The sequence below is a fragment of the uncultured Nostoc sp. genome (assembly GCF_964247315.1).
Lineage (GTDB): Bacteria > Cyanobacteriota > Cyanobacteriia > Cyanobacteriales > Nostocaceae > Nostoc.
In genome coordinates this window covers 2,239-18,264 of record NZ_CAXTTT010000127.1, presented here as the reverse complement: position 1 = coordinate 18,264, position 16,026 = coordinate 2,239, and the positions used below count along the sequence as shown (strand labels likewise).

Below are 16,026 nucleotides of genomic sequence, written 5' to 3'. Positions count from 1 at the left end.
AATCAACTGAGCACTCTGCCACCAGAAATAGTCCAACTCACCAACCTACAAACCCTAAACCTCAGCTACAATCAACTGAGCAGTCTGCCACCAGAAATAGTCCAACTCACCAACCTACAAACCCTAAACCTCAGCGGCAATCAACTGAGTAGTCTGCCACCAGAATTTAGACAGCTTACCAACCTGCAAACTCTTTACCTCTACAACAATCAACTGAGCAGTCTACCACCGGAAATCAGACAACTGCAAAACCTGCGCTCGCTCAACCTTTACAACAATCAACTGAGCAGTCTGCCACCGGAAATCAGACAACTGCAAAACCTGAACAAGCTGGATCTTCGTAGCAACCCAGTTCCCATTCCACCAGAGATTTTGGGGTTGAAGGATTTATCCGAAGAGCCAGGTGATGTGAATGAAATTCTTAATTTCTATTTCCGAGTGCAAGACCCAGCCGAAACCGAACTCTTCTATGAAGCAAAATTCTTAATTATTGGCGAAGGAGGAGCCGGTAAAACCTCTTTAGCCAAGAAAATTGCAGATGAAACCTACGAACTTCAGCCAGATGAAGAATCAACCGAAGGCATTGACGTGATCCAGTGGCACTTTACACTGCCCAATGGCAAAGATTTTCGCGTCAATATCTGGGATTTTGGCGGTCAGGAAATCTACCACCAAACCCATCAGTTTTTTCTCAGCAAGCGATCGCTTTATGCTTTAGTTGCCGATACTCGAAAAGAAAATACCGATTTTTATTGGTGGCTGAAGATTGTCGAACTTTTGAGTGACAAGAGTCCAGTTCTCATCATCAAAAACGAAAAACAAGACCGTGATTGCCAAGTCAATGAGCGCCAGTTACGAGGAGAATTTGACAACTTGGAGAAAATACTGGCAACCAATTTAGATACTAATCGCGGTTTAGCAGAGATTAAAGACGCGATTCAGCTTTACATCAGCAAACTTGACCATGTTGGCACACCTCTACCAAAACTCTGGGTAAGGGTTAGAACAGCGTTAGAGAACGATTCCCGAAATTACATCAGCTTTGAAGAATACTGTACCCTTTGCCGACTTAATAAATTAACAGACCGTAAAGATATGCTGCGCTTGAGCAACTATCTCCATGATCTCGGCGTTTGCCTCCACTTTCAAGACGATTCTACACTGAAACACCATGTCATACTAAAACCGGAATGGGGTACAACTGCTGTTTATAAAGTTTTGGACAATGACAATGTTAAGAAAAAGTTGGGTTGTTTTACTAAGAACGACCTCAAAGATATTTGGCAAGACGGCGAATATACAGACATGCGAGATGAACTCCTGCAATTAATGATGCGGTTCAAGCTTTGCTACGAAATTCCGGGTCGCCGTGACATTTATATTGCGCCGCAATTGCTTTCCATTGAAAAAGCTGATTATACCTGGGACGATCGCAATAACCTAATCCTGCGCTACACCTATACATTCATGCCCAAAGGCATCCTCACCCGTTTTATTGTCGAGACGCACCCTTGGATTGAACAGCAAAAACTCGTTTGGAAAAGCGGTGTTGTTCTCAACAAAGACGAAACTCGTGCAGAAGTCATTGAAAACTACGATCAACGGGAAATTAAAATCCGTGTAGCTGGAAACCGTAAAAAAGAACTAATGGCTGTTGTCACCCATGAATTAGAAAAAATCCACAACTCTTACGAACGTTTGAAACCTCAAACCCTAGTTCCGTGTAACTGTGAGACTTGCAAAAACCTGCCACTACCTTATTCCTATTCTCTAGACTCACTCAAAAAACGCTTGAATGCTAGCCGCTACCAGATTGAGTGCGAGAACAGCTTTGAAATGATAGATGTCCGCAAATTAATCGATGATGTCATGTTCCAACCCGCTAAAGTAGATGGAGAAATCAACCCCCAAGTTGCACAGTTGCAAAGCGAACTGGAGCGCAAGCGAGATGAATCATTGACGCATCGATTACGAAATAGCAATCAAGAAGAAAAACCCATGACGAATAGTCAATCTGTAATGGAGTTCGAGAAGGAAATCTTTATCTCCTATTCTTGGGGTGATGAGAGTGAGCAATTTGTCAATCAGCTAGATCAGACTTTGCAGGCAAAAGGAATCAAAATCATCCGCGATAAACGCGATTTGGGCTACAAAGGACTAATTAAAGCTTTTATGGAACGGATTGGACGCGGTAAATGTGCGATCGCAGTTATTAGTGACAAGTATTTAAAGTCTCCCAATTGTATGTTTGAGCTAGTGCAAATTGCTAAAAATGGTGAATTTTATAATCGAATTTTCCCGATTGTGTTAGCCGATGCCCAAATTTATAAACCTGTTGCAAGACTTAAATATATTAGGTATTGGGAAGACGAAATTAAAGCATTAGACGAAGGTATGAGAGAAGTTGGTGCAGCTAATTTGCAGGGATTTCGTGAAGAAATTGACCAGTACACCGAGATTCGCAACACGATCGCAGAACTCACCAACCTGCTAAAAGATATGAACACGCTCACTCCTTATATTCACAGCAAATCAGACTTTGAGTCATTGCTGAATGCGATCGCACAGCGTTTAGATGAGTAAAAATAACCTATTGATTAAGCTCAGAGGTTGAGTAATGTCTTTGACAAGCTAGACTTACGCCCTTTTAACTAGACAATTTATGTTCTAAAGTGCAAGCTTTAAGTTCAAAAGTAGAATGATCAAGGTTAAAGGCTCAACTTCGAGGATAAAAGGTGCAACTTTGAGGATAAAAGGCTCAACTTCGAGGATAAAAGGTGCAACTTCGAGGATAAAAGGCTCAACTTCGAGGATAAAAGGCTCAACTTCGAGGATAAAAGGTGCAACTTCGAGGGTGAAAGGTGAAGCGATCGCTCTTTTAACTCGACAATTGGTGTTAAAAGGTGCAATCTTCAAGTTCAGAGGTGGAATGGTGAAGCTTTGAGGTGGAGCGATCGGATCTACGACTTAGAAGACAGTTCAAACGCCATCTGCGAACGATAAAAACAGACATCAAATTCCAAGAAAAAATTCATGCGTCCTAAAAGTAACGGCACATCATCAGTGAGACTCCAAGCAAATACCAATCGAACTGGTGCAAAGCTGGCTATTTGAGCAGATAGAATTAACCCTTTTGCTTCAACTGGTGCAAGGTTTCCAGCCAGTTGCACTGAGGTTGTTAATTTTTCCCAAGACACCCCTAACTGAATACCTAGACTGTAAGGTAAAACATTAATACTAGCTCCAGTATCCAATAAACCTGAAACGTTGACGACAGAATTTTTGTAGCTTAACGTCAAAGGTAATATTGGTACTGCATCGATATCCCCGAACACATCACGACTTTCAACGAAGGGAAATCTTTGTGAATTAAGCATCGTTTACCTGTCTGTCTTCTTCTAGCAGTGCAGCAAGTTTATTAGCAGCTTCATGGGAATTATAGGGAGACCACACATGATAAGTGACTCCTGGCTGTAACGACAATGTTTCTTCTTCAGTCGCTAGTTCTTGAACTAAAAACTGCATGACCTTGAGTTTATCTGCACGAGATAGCTTGTGCAAGGTTGGGAATAAATCTGCTGCGTTCATATCAAGTTGAAGATAACGACTAAATACTTTTTATATAGCGGTTATCAGTTGAGTGCAATACAGACCTAACCCCCAGCCCCTTCCCTATAAGGGAAGGGGAGTAAGATTCAAAGCCTCTCTTCTTTTAGGAGAGAGGTCAAACTGTATTGCATTCAAACGAGAACCGCTATATTTTTACAACTACTATCTATAAAAAAGATTTTACTATGCAAAACCTATCCCTCTCCGCATCGGAGAAGGACAGACTTTAATAAAAGTTCAAAGCAGGGAGAGGTTTGATAACTAATTACTTGATTTGCGGATGAGCATCTTGTCCATCACAACAAACTAAGGTTAGGTGTAGCTGTGGTTTTAGTCTGGTAAGCCTTTTTGACACCAACCCAGTTACTAGCAATTGGCATTCGCCAACCGGTTCCAAAGGCGCGATCGGTGATTTTCAATCCTGGCGGTGCTTGTCGCCGTTTAAATTCAGCCCGCGCCACCATTTGGATTACTCTGTCTACAATCACCGCATCGTGACCGGCTGCAACAATTTGCGCTGCTGATTGGTGATTGTGAATCAGGCGTTGCAAAATATCGTCCAAAATTTCGTAAGGCGGTAGAGAGTCTTGATCCACTTGACCTGGTTTGAGTTCAGCGCTGGGTGCTTTAGTCAAGACGTTTTGCGGAATGATTTCACAATCGCGATTTAACCATTGGCAAAGTGAATACACACGGGTTTTAGGTACATCTGCAATCACTGCTAACCCGCCATTCATATCCCCGTAGAGTGTACAGTAACCAACTGCCATTTCTGACTTGTTACCAGTAGATAAAAGCAGATAGCCAAATTTATTAGCGATCGCCATTAATAAATTACCGCGAATCCGAGATTGGATATTCTCTTCAGCCAGTCCAAACTCCGTACCCGCAAATAAATCATCTAAAGTGCGATCAAAGCCTTGCATTAACTCGCAAATTGGTAAAAGATTAGTCTTAATCCCCAAATTTTCGGCTAATGCCACAGCATCACTGATGGAATGCTCAGAACTGTAAGGGGAAGGCATGAGAACACCGAGGACATTTTCTTTACCAAGTGCAGCTGTGGCGATCGCAGCTACTATTGCAGAGTCAATCCCGCCACTTAAACCCAACACTACTTTAGAAAAGCGACACTTACGAGCGTAATCTTGCACTCCCAAAACCAACGCTTGCCAAATTTCTTCATCTTCCGATTCATAGACAGGTGCTACAGAACCCAACTGCAAATCACGTTCCACCTCGTCAAATTCTACTACTAATAAATCGGTGTCAAAACCACGGGCACGAGATATAATTTCACCTTGACGATTTAAGGCAAAACTACGCCCATCAAAAATTAGGTCATCATTTCCCCCAATCTGATTAGCGTAAATCATCGGTTGTTGAAAACGTATTGCACTATGCCTGAGCATGATTTCGCGGAACTGCTGCTTACCAGCCGTGTAGGGCGAAGCAGACAAATTTACAGTCAAATCTACACCCAAAATTGCTAAGTCAGCAATCGGATTTACTGTATAACTACGTTTGCCCCAAAATTCCTCATCGTTCCATAAATCTTCGCAAATAGTTACGCCAATATGGATATTGTCGAGAGTGAAATAATTAGCTTGCAAGCCTTCTTCAAAATAGCGACGTTCATCAAATACATCATAAGTAGGCAAAAGTCGCTTGTGAAAAACTTGCTTAACCTTGCCATTTTCTAACAAAGCAATGCTGTTAAATAAGGTTTTACCACCACTAATATGTGCTTTAACATTCGGTTCAACAGTTCCTACCAACACAGCTAAATTTGGTGGTAAATCCTGAGCCAAGTTTTGTAAAGTGATGCCCATCGCTTCCACAAAACTAGGATTTAGTAATAAATCTCTTGGTGGATAGCCACACAAAGAAAGTTCTGGTGTCAACAACAAACGCGCACCGCTAGATGCTGCTTGTTGTGCCGCTTCCAGGATTTTTTGGGCATTTAAAAGCAAATCACCAATTGTCGGATTAATTTGAGCGATCGCGATTTTCATTTTTTTTGCCATTTGTCATTGGTCATTTGTCAAGAGTCATTGGTAAATGCTCAAATAACTGATTCTGGACTTTAGGTAACAATTGATTAAATAAACACTAAAGGTTTATCTTTTAAGGGAGCAAAAGCTTCGGCGTCAAACTTATACAAACTAGCCGGACGTCCAGCACCCCGTGATACCTTAATTCCGGTATCGCATAAAAAACCTAACTTGAGTAGACGCGCTCGAAAATTAGAATAATCGGAAAAGTTATCACCTAAAACTGTGGCGTATAACTGATATAAATCATTCAAGGTGAACATTTCTGGCAAGACTTCAAAAGCCACTGGGCTATACTCTAATTTATTTCGTAACCGCCTGTGTCCATAAGCCAGAATTTCGTTATGGTCAAAAGCTAATTGCGGCACTTGTTTTACCGGATACCAAGCAATGCCAGTCATGCGATCGGCAATTAATTCGGCTTCTTCAAATCGCACTAGGGCAAAGTAACTAACTGATAAATAACGCACACCATAACTATCAGTTGCTTCCCGTGGATCGCGATTCGGCCCGCCAAATGTATACAGTTGTTCTAAATAGAGATTGTTGACCTTAATTTTCTCTGCCATAATGCGATAGGCGGCATCTTCTAAAGACTCTCCTGGACGTACCAAAGTACCAGGAAGACTCCAATGATTTAAAAATGGTTCTTGCTGTCGCATTACTAGTAGAACTAACAGCCGATTTTGTACAGTATCTACAGAAAAAATTACATTATCAACACCAACCTTGAAATCGGCCAAAGGTTGTTGGTTTAACGGAGTTGGTATCTTTTTTTGTGAACGTCCTGGCATTCGTACAAATGCTCTTGATTAATATAGGCAACTACAGGGGCTGTGAGGGCTTGGGGATCTCCATGTTCGCGGTACGCTGTTGAGGAAACATCTAGACCGGTCAGACTAGCGATCGCAATCTTCCCTCCCAGCTTTTGCACTACCTCTGAACTAGACTCATCTATTGCATATCCCGGTCGCGGTACAATCAGTAGTTGCACTTCCTGTAACAAATCTTCAATGCGATACCAACGTGGTAGCTGACTCAGTAAATCTGAACCAATAATTAACGTCAATTCAGCATCCTCACCCCAAATAAGCTTCGCTTTTTCCACTGTTTCCAGTGTTCTGAAGCTACTTAATTCTTGTTCCAAAGCAATATTGTGCCGTGGCGCGTCTATATCCGCAATCAACAGTCGCAACATTGCCGCCCGATGTTCTAAGGGTGTTTGATGGGACTTAAATGGATTATCTGCTGCCCAAACTGCTACCCAATCATAACGCTCAGATAACCAACTCAGAATTTTTTGATGTCCCGCAGTTGGAGGATCGGCACTAGTTCCAAACAAAGCAACTCTCATAATAATTCGTAATGACCCTCGAGGACTCGCTAACGCTGCGCTAACGTAATTCGTAATTCGTAATTAAGACATACTGAAAGAGTAATTTTACCTCTGTGTTCTCTGTGCCTCTGCGGTTCGTTTCTTAGTCTCCTCAGTCAACACCTGTAACCCCTCAGAAATTTCTACTTGTACCGAGACAGGACGATCTAAACGCCGTGTCTGTTGTGGCAAACTGGCAACTGAGGCGGCAGTACGTTGACGAATTGTTGCCAACGACTCTAACGGTTGCACCCGTTGACCTTCTTGTACTACCAACTGCAACAAAGCTTCTTCGTTCAAAGGACTTTCACCTAAGAGTCCTAATCTGTCTGCTTTTACCTTACCTCCCGTAAACGAGCGAAAAATTTGCTTGCGCCCTGGATAAGTAACCTTACCACTCGATTGCTTCATGACTGGGATGCCATCAATGTCTACAAGTTTATAAACTCCATTTACAGGCGAACCTGTAACTAGTCGTGTTCCCAGTCCGTAACCATCAATCTCAGCCCCAGCAGCTTTTAATCTGGCAATTTCCCACTCGTCTATGTCGCCACTGGCAAAAATTGGTACACCGGGAAGGAGCGATCGCACCTGTTTTGATAAGGTAACTAAATCTCCTGAGTCCAATCTCACTCCTGTTAATTGCATTTCCCCGGAATTTACTTTTTCGGCCAAGCGTTGGGCAGCAGCAACGGTATCGTAAGTATCAATCAGCAACGGCGCACCCGGAAAATATCGATGAAATGCACTAAAAGCTTGTTCTTCAGTGCCTTCTATTGCTGACAATGCCATCACCAAGGCGTGTGCCATCGTACCACTTGGCTTTTGTCCCAGTTGTAGCGCTGCTAACACATTAGAAGTGGAATCTAACCCACCCGCTAAGGCTGCCCGCGCCGCCCACAAAGACCCTTGCGGACTAAATGCTCGTCTTGTGCCAAATTCTAAAAGTGTTGCTGACTCCCCCGCTAGATCCCGCAATCGGGCTGCTTTTGTGGCAATCAAAGTCTGGTAATTAATCGTATTCAGGAGATAAGTTTCCACTAGTTGCGCTTGCCAAAGGGGTGCTTCCACCCGCAACAGTGGTTGGTTGGCAAACACAGCCGTCCCTTCTGGTACTGCCCAAACATCACCCGTAAATTTTCCCTCAGCTAAAAGTGACCAAAAGCGATCGCCTGCGTGAGCAAAAATTCCCGTTGCCTGTAATGCCGCAATTTGCGAAGAACTAAAGCGGATTTTGGCTAAATATTCCAATACCTGCGTCAGCCCCATTGCAATTAAATAACCAAAACCCTCTGGCAATCGTCTGACAGACAATTCAAAGCTTGCCCGTCGTTGTTCTATACCTTCGCCTGTGTAACAAGCTGCCATCGTCAACTGGTAAAGGTCGGTCAGCAAGCTGTAGTCATCGGCAGAAAGGTTCAGTTCCTGGTTCTGCTGGCTTTGCTTATATACATAGTCCAAATCTGGCAAAGTTGTCATGCAAGAGCTTCCTTACAAGATGCTTCTTTTATTTATAGTAATATTTACCATAAATAATGTCAACTCTCAGCACCTATATTTCAGATATTCCTGTATAACAGTAGGTTTACAGATAAAATAATCCTAGCTTCATAGAATATTTAATATTTGTTAATAGTAAAAGCTAGCAATAATGTTGATCTGACAAAGCGGCTAATGAAGGGCAACAATATCCTGTCAGAGAAAGTTTGTTTGCCAGCCTCTTTTCCCAACTGGGGTTGGAGAAACAAGTATGTTACAATTAGAATCTAAAGGTAAAAGTTTGTTTTTCTGAGAAGCTAAAGTATTGCGAAGTTATCTGAATAAATATTGCATATATTCTCAATATATTGAGAACTAGAGCCAGCTTTGAATATCAGTATTAGAGTATAGGTAGCACAATTAAAGCGACTCGAAAAAAGGAGTCTAATATTATGGCTATCTCCCAAATCATTGCGAACATAACCCAGTATATTTCTGAAGCTGCAATGCGGATTTTTGGCCCTACAGATGATGCTTATCCTACTATTGGCGTACAACCTTTTACAGGTGAGCCTTACGATAAGCGTACAGCCGATACTTGGTAAATTATTGAATAATGATAAGCATACTGAGACTAAAATCTTTGTCCAGCAAGGCTTTGATCGTAAAAAGGTTTCATTAATCAAACTGGAGTTCTAAGTAAGTAGGCGTGAATAATTAAAGGTTTAAAATTTATAGTAAGCGGCTCTAGCTCTGAAAATATAGCTGGAGCCGCTTACTACAAACCAATTTTATTAGTTTTACATTGCCTAACATAGTTTAATTTATCGAATAGAATACATGCGTCAGTCGTCAGAATTCAGTTGGGTATTCTGTACGAAAAAGCGGATGAATAATCGGCGTTTTTGCACCCCCTAAACATTGAAAATTTAGTGGTCAACAAGACCTGCGTCGGTCTGAATCCCTGACTGAAAGATTGCTGACTCCTGAATTCTGACTTCTGAATTATTCTTCAATTTTGCCCACCTTTCCCGACGTGGGAAGGAGGAAAATTTCAAAGCCTCTCTTTTTAGGGGAGAGGAATGGAAGTGAGGTTTTCCAGACACTGTTAAAAGTCAGAGCAATTTTAAGTTGGCAAACTACTCAAAGCGATCGCATCTTATACCATTTCACTCAATGACAGATCGCCCAGCCGTAAAGATTTGTTGTACCGTTAGTTGCATTAATTTTATTTATTTTCATATTTAGAGGGAAAAATGAATAAGATTTATTTTTGGAAAAGTGATTTTGCCTTGACTTTTAAATTTTTGGTACCGATAGCTCCTGCTGCACACTTGGTTACTTTACTTGGACTGCTGCTCGGAGTACATCAAACGGCATCTGCTACGACGATTACGTTTGGGAAAGCATCTGTAGGAACGCTATCAACCTATACTGAATCTGGTTTTACAACTTCGGCAGTTTCTGGCCCTTGGGTTGCAATTGACTCATACGGTAATCCGGCTCCCTTCATAGAGTTTACGAATGAGGCTGGTCAAAACCCTCTGGCTGCAACAATTCAAATTACAAATGATGACTCCACGTTTAAATTCAACTCGGTCGATCTTTACTCCAGTGTAACTCCAATCCCTTATGTAATAACGGGATTATTGAATTCAACGGCGGTATTTTCTTTTGAAGGTACGGTTCCAAACACTTATGGTGATTTTAAAACTGTGGTCAACTCGAACTCGAATTACTTGATCGACAGCCTGACAATCTCTCTAACTAACCCGGCAGCACCGTGTTGCTCTAATCCTATGGGGCTTGATAATATTAACGTGACACCCATTTCCACTACTTCAGTTCCTGAGCCAAATAGTTCTCTATTTTTTTTGCTGGGACTTCCAGTTGTCACTTGGCTTCGTCGAGCGACATCTGACTCCTCGCTCAACAATCCGTAATGAGTTCATAGCGATCGCACTCGCCGTAATGGCTAATAAATTCATCAACGGTTAGAACTTTTGGGGCTGATTGAACCATTGTGATTATTCCTGATGATTTGGTACGAGCCAGTAAGGTGTTATAGCGATGAATTCTGCTCAATATAAGAGCGGAGAGCGGAGTTAATTAGAGATTCGTAGCCTTTTCCTTTGCTTTTAAACCAATCTAGAATATCTCGATCTAGTTGAATTAATGTGGCTTCTTGGCTAACAGGTTTTACTATTTTAGCTTTTTCCCAGAATTGCTGATCTAATTCAGGAATATCTGAAGTATCAATCGCTGTATCAGGGATATTTTCGAGTTCTTTAAGTCGATTGGGCGAGATACTCATAGTAGGTTTTCTTCTCTTTGGGGGTGGCTTTTCGGGCAGAGATTAATCGAATTTTACTGTTTCTGTCTGTATGGGCGACAGGAATAATTACAATACCTTGGATTGAGCCAATACTAATTTCTCGAATTTCTTCATAGTCGTACCGTTCATCAATTGAAGTGAAAACAACACCGTCAAATATTTCTGTAGCTTCTTCAAAACTAATTCCATGTTTCTGGATATTTTGTTGGTTTTTATTTTTATCCCATTCAAATTTAATTCAACTATACATAATTCATATAGAGTCAAGTGTAATAAATTAGATAAAGGCATGAGGAAAACTCACGCCTTTTTATTTAAACTTTTTTCTCTGCGATTGCTAAGAGTTCCAGAATCGCTCCATTTGTCCAGCCGAAGCCAACTTCGTTAGAACTATATCCAAAGCAGATTTCGTCGGAAACATTGGCTGAACAGCGCTCAACATCATATTTCTCAACTAGGGTATTGTGACGCTCGAATTCTTTAACTACCATAGCCAGGAACTTGTTGGCAATGCGATCGCCCTCTGCGTGAAACCCATAGCGGTGAAGTCCCTGGACGGCAATTAACGTCAGTGGTGCCCAGCCAAAGGGGGCATCCCACTGGTTGCCGGTGACACGAGTACTGGTAAAAATTCCACCTGGGGCTTCAAACAAAGAGAGATTTTTGACGACGCGTTTGGCTTGAGTTGGTGAAGCAATTCCCAGCCAGAGAGGATAGAACGTGGTAGCAAATTCGTAGCGGCGGCGTTTTCCACTCTGGAAGTGGTAGTCGAAATATAATCCTTGTTCTTCATCCCAGAGAAATTGATCGATCCGATCGCGGCGGATATCTGCGCGATTGCTCCATTTTTGTTCCAATTGTTCGTTCCCCAGAATATGCTTAATTTGCGCCATGTCAAGTTCAACCTGATACAGCAAACTGTTGAGGCACACAGGAGCGTAGTGGAGGATATCAGCACTGAAAGGGCCAAATCGGTTGGTGATATCAAAACCAGACTCGCGCATGGTGCGATCGCTTTTGTAAAATAGGTTGGTCAGTTGGTCAGTTTCCTGGTTGTAATAAAGACTAACGTCATAATCCTCAACTTCAAAAGTTTTATAGTACTCCTTGACGCGATCGTAGTGGCTTTTCCCCTGCTCATCCCGCTCAGAGAACACAACTTCTGGCGCGGGGCCTTCCCCAAAGGCATAAAATCTAGATAAGCCGGTTGCAGCATTCAAATGGGGCGGTACTACCCAGTAATAGTAAAACTGTTCTAGGAGCGGTACGATTGACCTCAACCATTCCTCATCTTGGGTGTGCTCAAATAATGCCAAAACCATCATGCTGAGGACAGGAGGCTGCGATCGCGACAGCATATAAGTCCGGTTGGAATTGAGGATGATGCCGTAATTCTGCACCTGGTACAGCAGTTGCTCTACTTGGCTTTGCGCTAGTTCTAATTCCCCATCGTGCAAAAGTCCCAGTAATATAAAGTAGCTGTCCCAGCCATACATTTCATTAAAACGACCACCTGGTACGACATAAGGCCCTGGTAGGTACAACAATCCGTGATCTTTAATCGCCTCTACTTCACTTGGCAAAGTGCGAATTTCCAGGCATTCCATATCCTTGGGAGATAGCGATCGCTCCAACACACTTCTAATCTTGGGAGAATCTTCTAAGGGGGAAATGTAGACAATCCAACAAGCATCTTTTTTGTGCTCTAGTTTGGTATCCCTTGCAGATTGTAATAAGTGTTTGTGCGATCGCGTTAAGGTTTTCCACGTTTTTTTAATGTGGAGGCGCACGGCGTCAATCTGCGCGGTGGTAAGTGCTGGTGGAGTGTCGGTGTAAGCTGGAGTTGGAGTAGTCATAATTCATCTCAAAATTCAAAATGGGAGGCTGGGGAATAGAGACTAAGGACTAAAAACAGGAAGTAGCTCTATCAAGGTGAGTCTGGATCAGACTGCAACTCCTATTTCATTACTAGCTCAGAACTCGCAACTTTGAGATCGGTACTCAGAATTTTCAGAATTTTAAAGGAATAAGTGAAGAAAATTCAATCTACATATCACCTTCATCCGGCTAAATGGGGAGCAGGGGAGCAGTAAGTCTTTCCCCTCTGCCCCTCTGCTCCCCTCTACCCTTCTATCCCTCTGCCTCTTTTGCCCAATACCCCTTAATCACTGACTAACAACGCAACTGGAAAATGAGCGAGGGCTGCTGCGATAGATAGGGTTTCTGTAGCCTTTAAAGATTGCTGAGTTAGAACGTTTTTCCAGGACTGAGAAGTTCCAGAGGGTAATTGCAGATGCGTATCTTGCCAAACTGACTCGCCCAAAGGATTGTCTCCAGGCTGGATGAGGCTAGTTAAAAAGCGTGGCGCGATCGCGATCGCTGTTTGATTCCCCTCCCGCCGCGCAAAGGCGATAATGTGATTGGCGTAGGTTCCCTGTACTTCTAACGGCAGATAGTCGCCATCCTGGAATAATGAGACATAGTTTGTTCTAGCTTGAAGTAATTGAGCCGTTAAAAACAGTTTGATTCTGCCGTCTGTTTTGTCGTTCAGTAACTCCTGAATTAGTCCGAGAACGTCTGTTTTTGCCTGTTCGCGGATGGCGCTTAAGTAAGTACGTCGCTGTTCAAAATCCACGGGACGGCGATTGTCTGGATCGACTAGACTCAGTTCCCAAAGTTCCGTTCCCTGGTATAAGTCGGGTACGCCGGGTGCGGTAATCTTCAGTAGAGTTTGGGAAAGGGAATTGAATATGCCATAGTCTGCAATTCGCTGTTGAAAGGGACGAAAGGCTTGTAGAAATTCCCCGGAGATGGAAGGATCGAGTACTTTCTCAATAAAAGAAGTGCAAGCTTCTTCATACTCGCTATCAGGTCGTAACCAGGCTGTATGCACTTTTGCTTCTCGTATTGCCTTTATTATATAATCCTTCACCCGTTCCACGAAGGATGCATGTTCGTGTTCGGCAAAAGGAAACGCCCCTACCAGGGTTTGATAGAGAAAATACTCATCGTTGCGATCGGGGATAGCGAAGCCGTGGCGATCGCTACGATGTCCTCGATTAATGGCACTCCAAGTATTTACCTGCTGATCCCACTCATCGGGGATTTCTGAAAGGACATTCAATCTGGCCCGCACATCTTCGCCGCGTTTGGTGTCGTGGGTGGCGGTGGTGTTCATGGTGTGGGGCCAGGTTGCTTGGTGCTGTTTATTAAAGGCATGAAATTTGCTGACTGGAATCCCAAAATGACCGGGATTACCCCCGACTTCATTCAACGACAGCAAGCGATTATAAACATATAATGTGGTGTCTTCGACGCCTTTTGCCATTAGCGGGCCGCTGTATTGCTGCATTCGCAAGACAAAATATATCCATTGTTCGCGTTCTGTTTGAGTCAGAGAATTATCAAACTCTAGCAGCATTAACTTTTCAATAAAGGTCAGTTCGTGCTGCAACAGGGGTGTTTGTTCTTTGGCTTGGCGAATTACTTCTTGAATGGTAGCGCGATCGCTATCTCCAATTCCATCGGGCGTAATGTAAGTACGGTAAATCGGGAACAGTGTCAAAACTTCAGCGATCGCTCTTTTTAATCCATTCAGCGTAAAATCATTGCCATAGCGATATTTGCTGGAGATATTTTTTAATAAAAGAGCCAAACTGTCAATATCACCTGCTAAATTCTTTTCTAGGATCAGGTGCTTTTTATCCTTGACTACTGAGGCATAATCTGCTCTAGAACCGATAAAGTTCTGGTATATTTTATCGAACTGCGATTGATTTTCTGTTTGACAAAATACGCCATTTACATAGTTGAGAAAGTCATATCCAGATGTTCCTTCAATTCCCCAATTTTCCGGTAGTTCTTCGGTGAGTTCTAAAATCTTCTCAACAGTGATATAAACATCACCTATTTTTTCCCGCAGCCTTTCGAGATACTGGATTGGGTTATAAAGTCCATCAATATGATCGATGCGTAAACCTGTAAACTTGCCTTCTTCAACCAGCTTTTGAATGAGGCTATGAGTATTATTAAAAACCCGCGCTTCTTCAACTTTAACGGAAATCAGTTCGTTGACAGTAAAGAAACGGCGGTAATTCATTTCCTCCGCGCCAACCTTCCAAAAAGCAAGACGGTAAAACTGGTCTTTTAGTAATTCATCTAGGAGATTAAAGCTTTCGGAATTACCCGCTTCTCCATTGAAAGTTTCGATATTTTCGTCAATAAACTCGTGGATGGCATCGTTTGTGGTGTAGAGTTCCCAAACTAATCCTTTAATAAATGCAATCTGGTCTTGTCGCTGTTTACCCGCCACCTCTGAAGGCACATTTTTGAGAATGTAGAGAATCCCCAATAGCTTAATAAAATCAGGGTGATTGCGTCCCAGTGTCCGGGTGAGTTTCCCTAAATTATAGGTGATAAATTTTGTGTAAGATTCTAAGCGAAGTGGCAATTTCAAGCTGTAATAGTTAACAGTTAAACCGTTCTGTTCGTATTGCAGTTGAATGTGTCTGTTTTCCAGGGATGTACCATAGAAATCTCCCAGTAGCGGCGCGAGAATTCGCTCTTGGCGATCGCCAAAGGGAGCATTCCAAGAAAGGTCGAAGTAGTCGGTATAGCTGGAATCTGGGCCGTGTTCCAATATGTCCATCAAGTAATCGTTTTCGCTACTATAGGCCATGTGGTTGGGCACAATATCTTGTAACCAGCCCATACCAAGGGATTGGATTTCATCAACTAATGCATCAAAGGACTCATTAGTTCCCAATTCTGGGTTAAGTTGAGTGGCATCTACTATATCGTAGCCGTGTGTACTCCCGGATCGTGCCTTGAAAATGGGGGAGGCATATAAATCAGAAATACCCAAATCTGCTAGATAAGCTGCGATCGCTTTAGCGTTGTCAAAGCCAAACTGAGGTGTAAACTGAATTCGATAAGTGGCGGTAGGAATTCGCATGAGTTTGTTCTAATGAGAGATGGGGCGATACGGTTCGGTTAACATGTTTGTCTCTCGAAGATCCCCCAACCCCCCTTAAAAAGGGGGGCTTTTTCCGAATCTTTACCCCCTTTTTAAGGGGGTCGCCGCAGGCGGGGGGATCTTATCTGAAATGTTTTGAGAGATGAAGGAGTTTGAGCCTTTTTGCTCGAACGTTGAGCCTTTTTACTCGAACGTTGAG

General features: G+C 42.7%; 14 protein-coding genes. 3 read left to right on the top strand and 11 right to left on the bottom strand.

Translation table 11 applies throughout. From position 1 onward, the window contains the following. Nucleotides 1-2,583 (top strand): COR domain-containing protein (locus tag ACFE93_RS28400; RefSeq protein WP_375478430.1); only part of this gene is annotated, 2,583 nt, incomplete at its 5' end. An 84-nt stretch (nt 2,584-2,667) separates the two neighbouring features. Here the strand turns inward: ACFE93_RS28400 and ACFE93_RS28395 are convergent. From ACFE93_RS28395 to ACFE93_RS28365, 7 genes are all read right to left on the bottom strand, one after another. Next, complete coding sequence (locus ACFE93_RS28395) at nt 2,668-2,916, bottom strand: hypothetical protein (protein WP_375478428.1); 249 nt, start codon at nt 2,914-2,916, stop codon at nt 2,668-2,670. 44 nt (nt 2,917-2,960) lie between these two features. Then, nucleotides 2,961-3,377, bottom strand: a complete 417-nt coding sequence (locus tag ACFE93_RS28390) for a retroviral-like aspartic protease (protein WP_375478426.1) — start codon at nt 3,375-3,377, stop codon at nt 2,961-2,963. Continuing rightward, nucleotides 3,370-3,588: a hypothetical protein gene (locus tag ACFE93_RS28385; protein ID WP_375478424.1), complete on the bottom strand. Its 219-nt coding sequence runs from the start codon at nt 3,586-3,588 to the stop codon at nt 3,370-3,372. The genes ACFE93_RS28390 and ACFE93_RS28385 overlap by 8 nt, the downstream gene beginning before the upstream one ends. 317 nt (nt 3,589-3,905) lie before the next feature. Continuing rightward, a complete protein-coding gene (locus ACFE93_RS28380; protein WP_375478439.1) occupies nt 3,906-5,624 on the bottom strand; it encodes an NAD+ synthase in 1,719 nt (572 codons plus the stop codon). An 86-nt stretch (nt 5,625-5,710) separates the two neighbouring features. Then, nucleotides 5,711-6,457, bottom strand: a complete 747-nt coding sequence (locus tag ACFE93_RS28375; RefSeq protein WP_012411955.1) for an NUDIX domain-containing protein — start codon at nt 6,455-6,457, stop codon at nt 5,711-5,713. Further along, nucleotides 6,418-7,017, bottom strand: a complete 600-nt coding sequence (locus ACFE93_RS28370; RefSeq protein ID WP_375478422.1) for a nicotinate-nucleotide adenylyltransferase — start codon at nt 7,015-7,017, stop codon at nt 6,418-6,420. Before ACFE93_RS28370 ends, ACFE93_RS28375 begins: the two co-directional genes overlap by 40 nt. An 87-nt stretch (nt 7,018-7,104) precedes the next feature. After that, nucleotides 7,105-8,517: a nicotinate phosphoribosyltransferase gene (locus ACFE93_RS28365; protein ID WP_375478420.1), complete on the bottom strand. Its 1,413-nt coding sequence runs from the start codon at nt 8,515-8,517 to the stop codon at nt 7,105-7,107. A gap of 452 nt (nt 8,518-8,969) precedes the next feature. Here ACFE93_RS28365 and ACFE93_RS28360 point away from each other — a divergent pair, with 452 nt between their 5' ends. Together ACFE93_RS28360 and ACFE93_RS28355 are read left to right on the top strand one after the other, a co-directional pair. Then, nucleotides 8,970-9,122, top strand: a complete 153-nt coding sequence (locus tag ACFE93_RS28360) for a hypothetical protein (protein ID WP_334816158.1) — start codon at nt 8,970-8,972, stop codon at nt 9,120-9,122. A gap of 651 nt (nt 9,123-9,773) precedes the next feature. Beyond that, on the top strand, nt 9,774-10,460 hold the full coding sequence (locus ACFE93_RS28355) for a hypothetical protein (protein ID WP_375478418.1): 687 nt from the start codon (nt 9,774-9,776) through the stop codon (nt 10,458-10,460). A 119-nt stretch (nt 10,461-10,579) separates the two neighbouring features. Here the strand turns inward: ACFE93_RS28355 and ACFE93_RS28350 are convergent, their stop codons facing one another. The 4 genes from ACFE93_RS28350 to treY form a co-directional block, all read right to left on the bottom strand. Beyond that, complete coding sequence (locus ACFE93_RS28350; RefSeq protein WP_375478416.1) at nt 10,580-10,831, bottom strand: BrnA antitoxin family protein; 252 nt, start codon at nt 10,829-10,831, stop codon at nt 10,580-10,582. Beyond that, nucleotides 10,806-11,090, bottom strand: a complete 285-nt coding sequence (locus ACFE93_RS28345; RefSeq protein ID WP_375478437.1) for a BrnT family toxin — start codon at nt 11,088-11,090, stop codon at nt 10,806-10,808. Before ACFE93_RS28345 ends, ACFE93_RS28350 begins: the two co-directional genes overlap by 26 nt. 76 nt (nt 11,091-11,166) lie before the next feature. Then, entirely contained in the window at nt 11,167-12,708 is a 1,542-nt protein-coding gene (locus ACFE93_RS28340; protein WP_375478414.1) for a trehalase family glycosidase, read from the bottom strand. Nucleotides 12,709-13,013: 305 nt separating this feature from the next. After that, entirely contained in the window at nt 13,014-15,806 is a 2,793-nt protein-coding gene (gene treY, locus ACFE93_RS28335; protein WP_375478412.1) for a malto-oligosyltrehalose synthase, read from the bottom strand. Between the last annotated feature and the right edge of the window lie 220 nt (nt 15,807-16,026).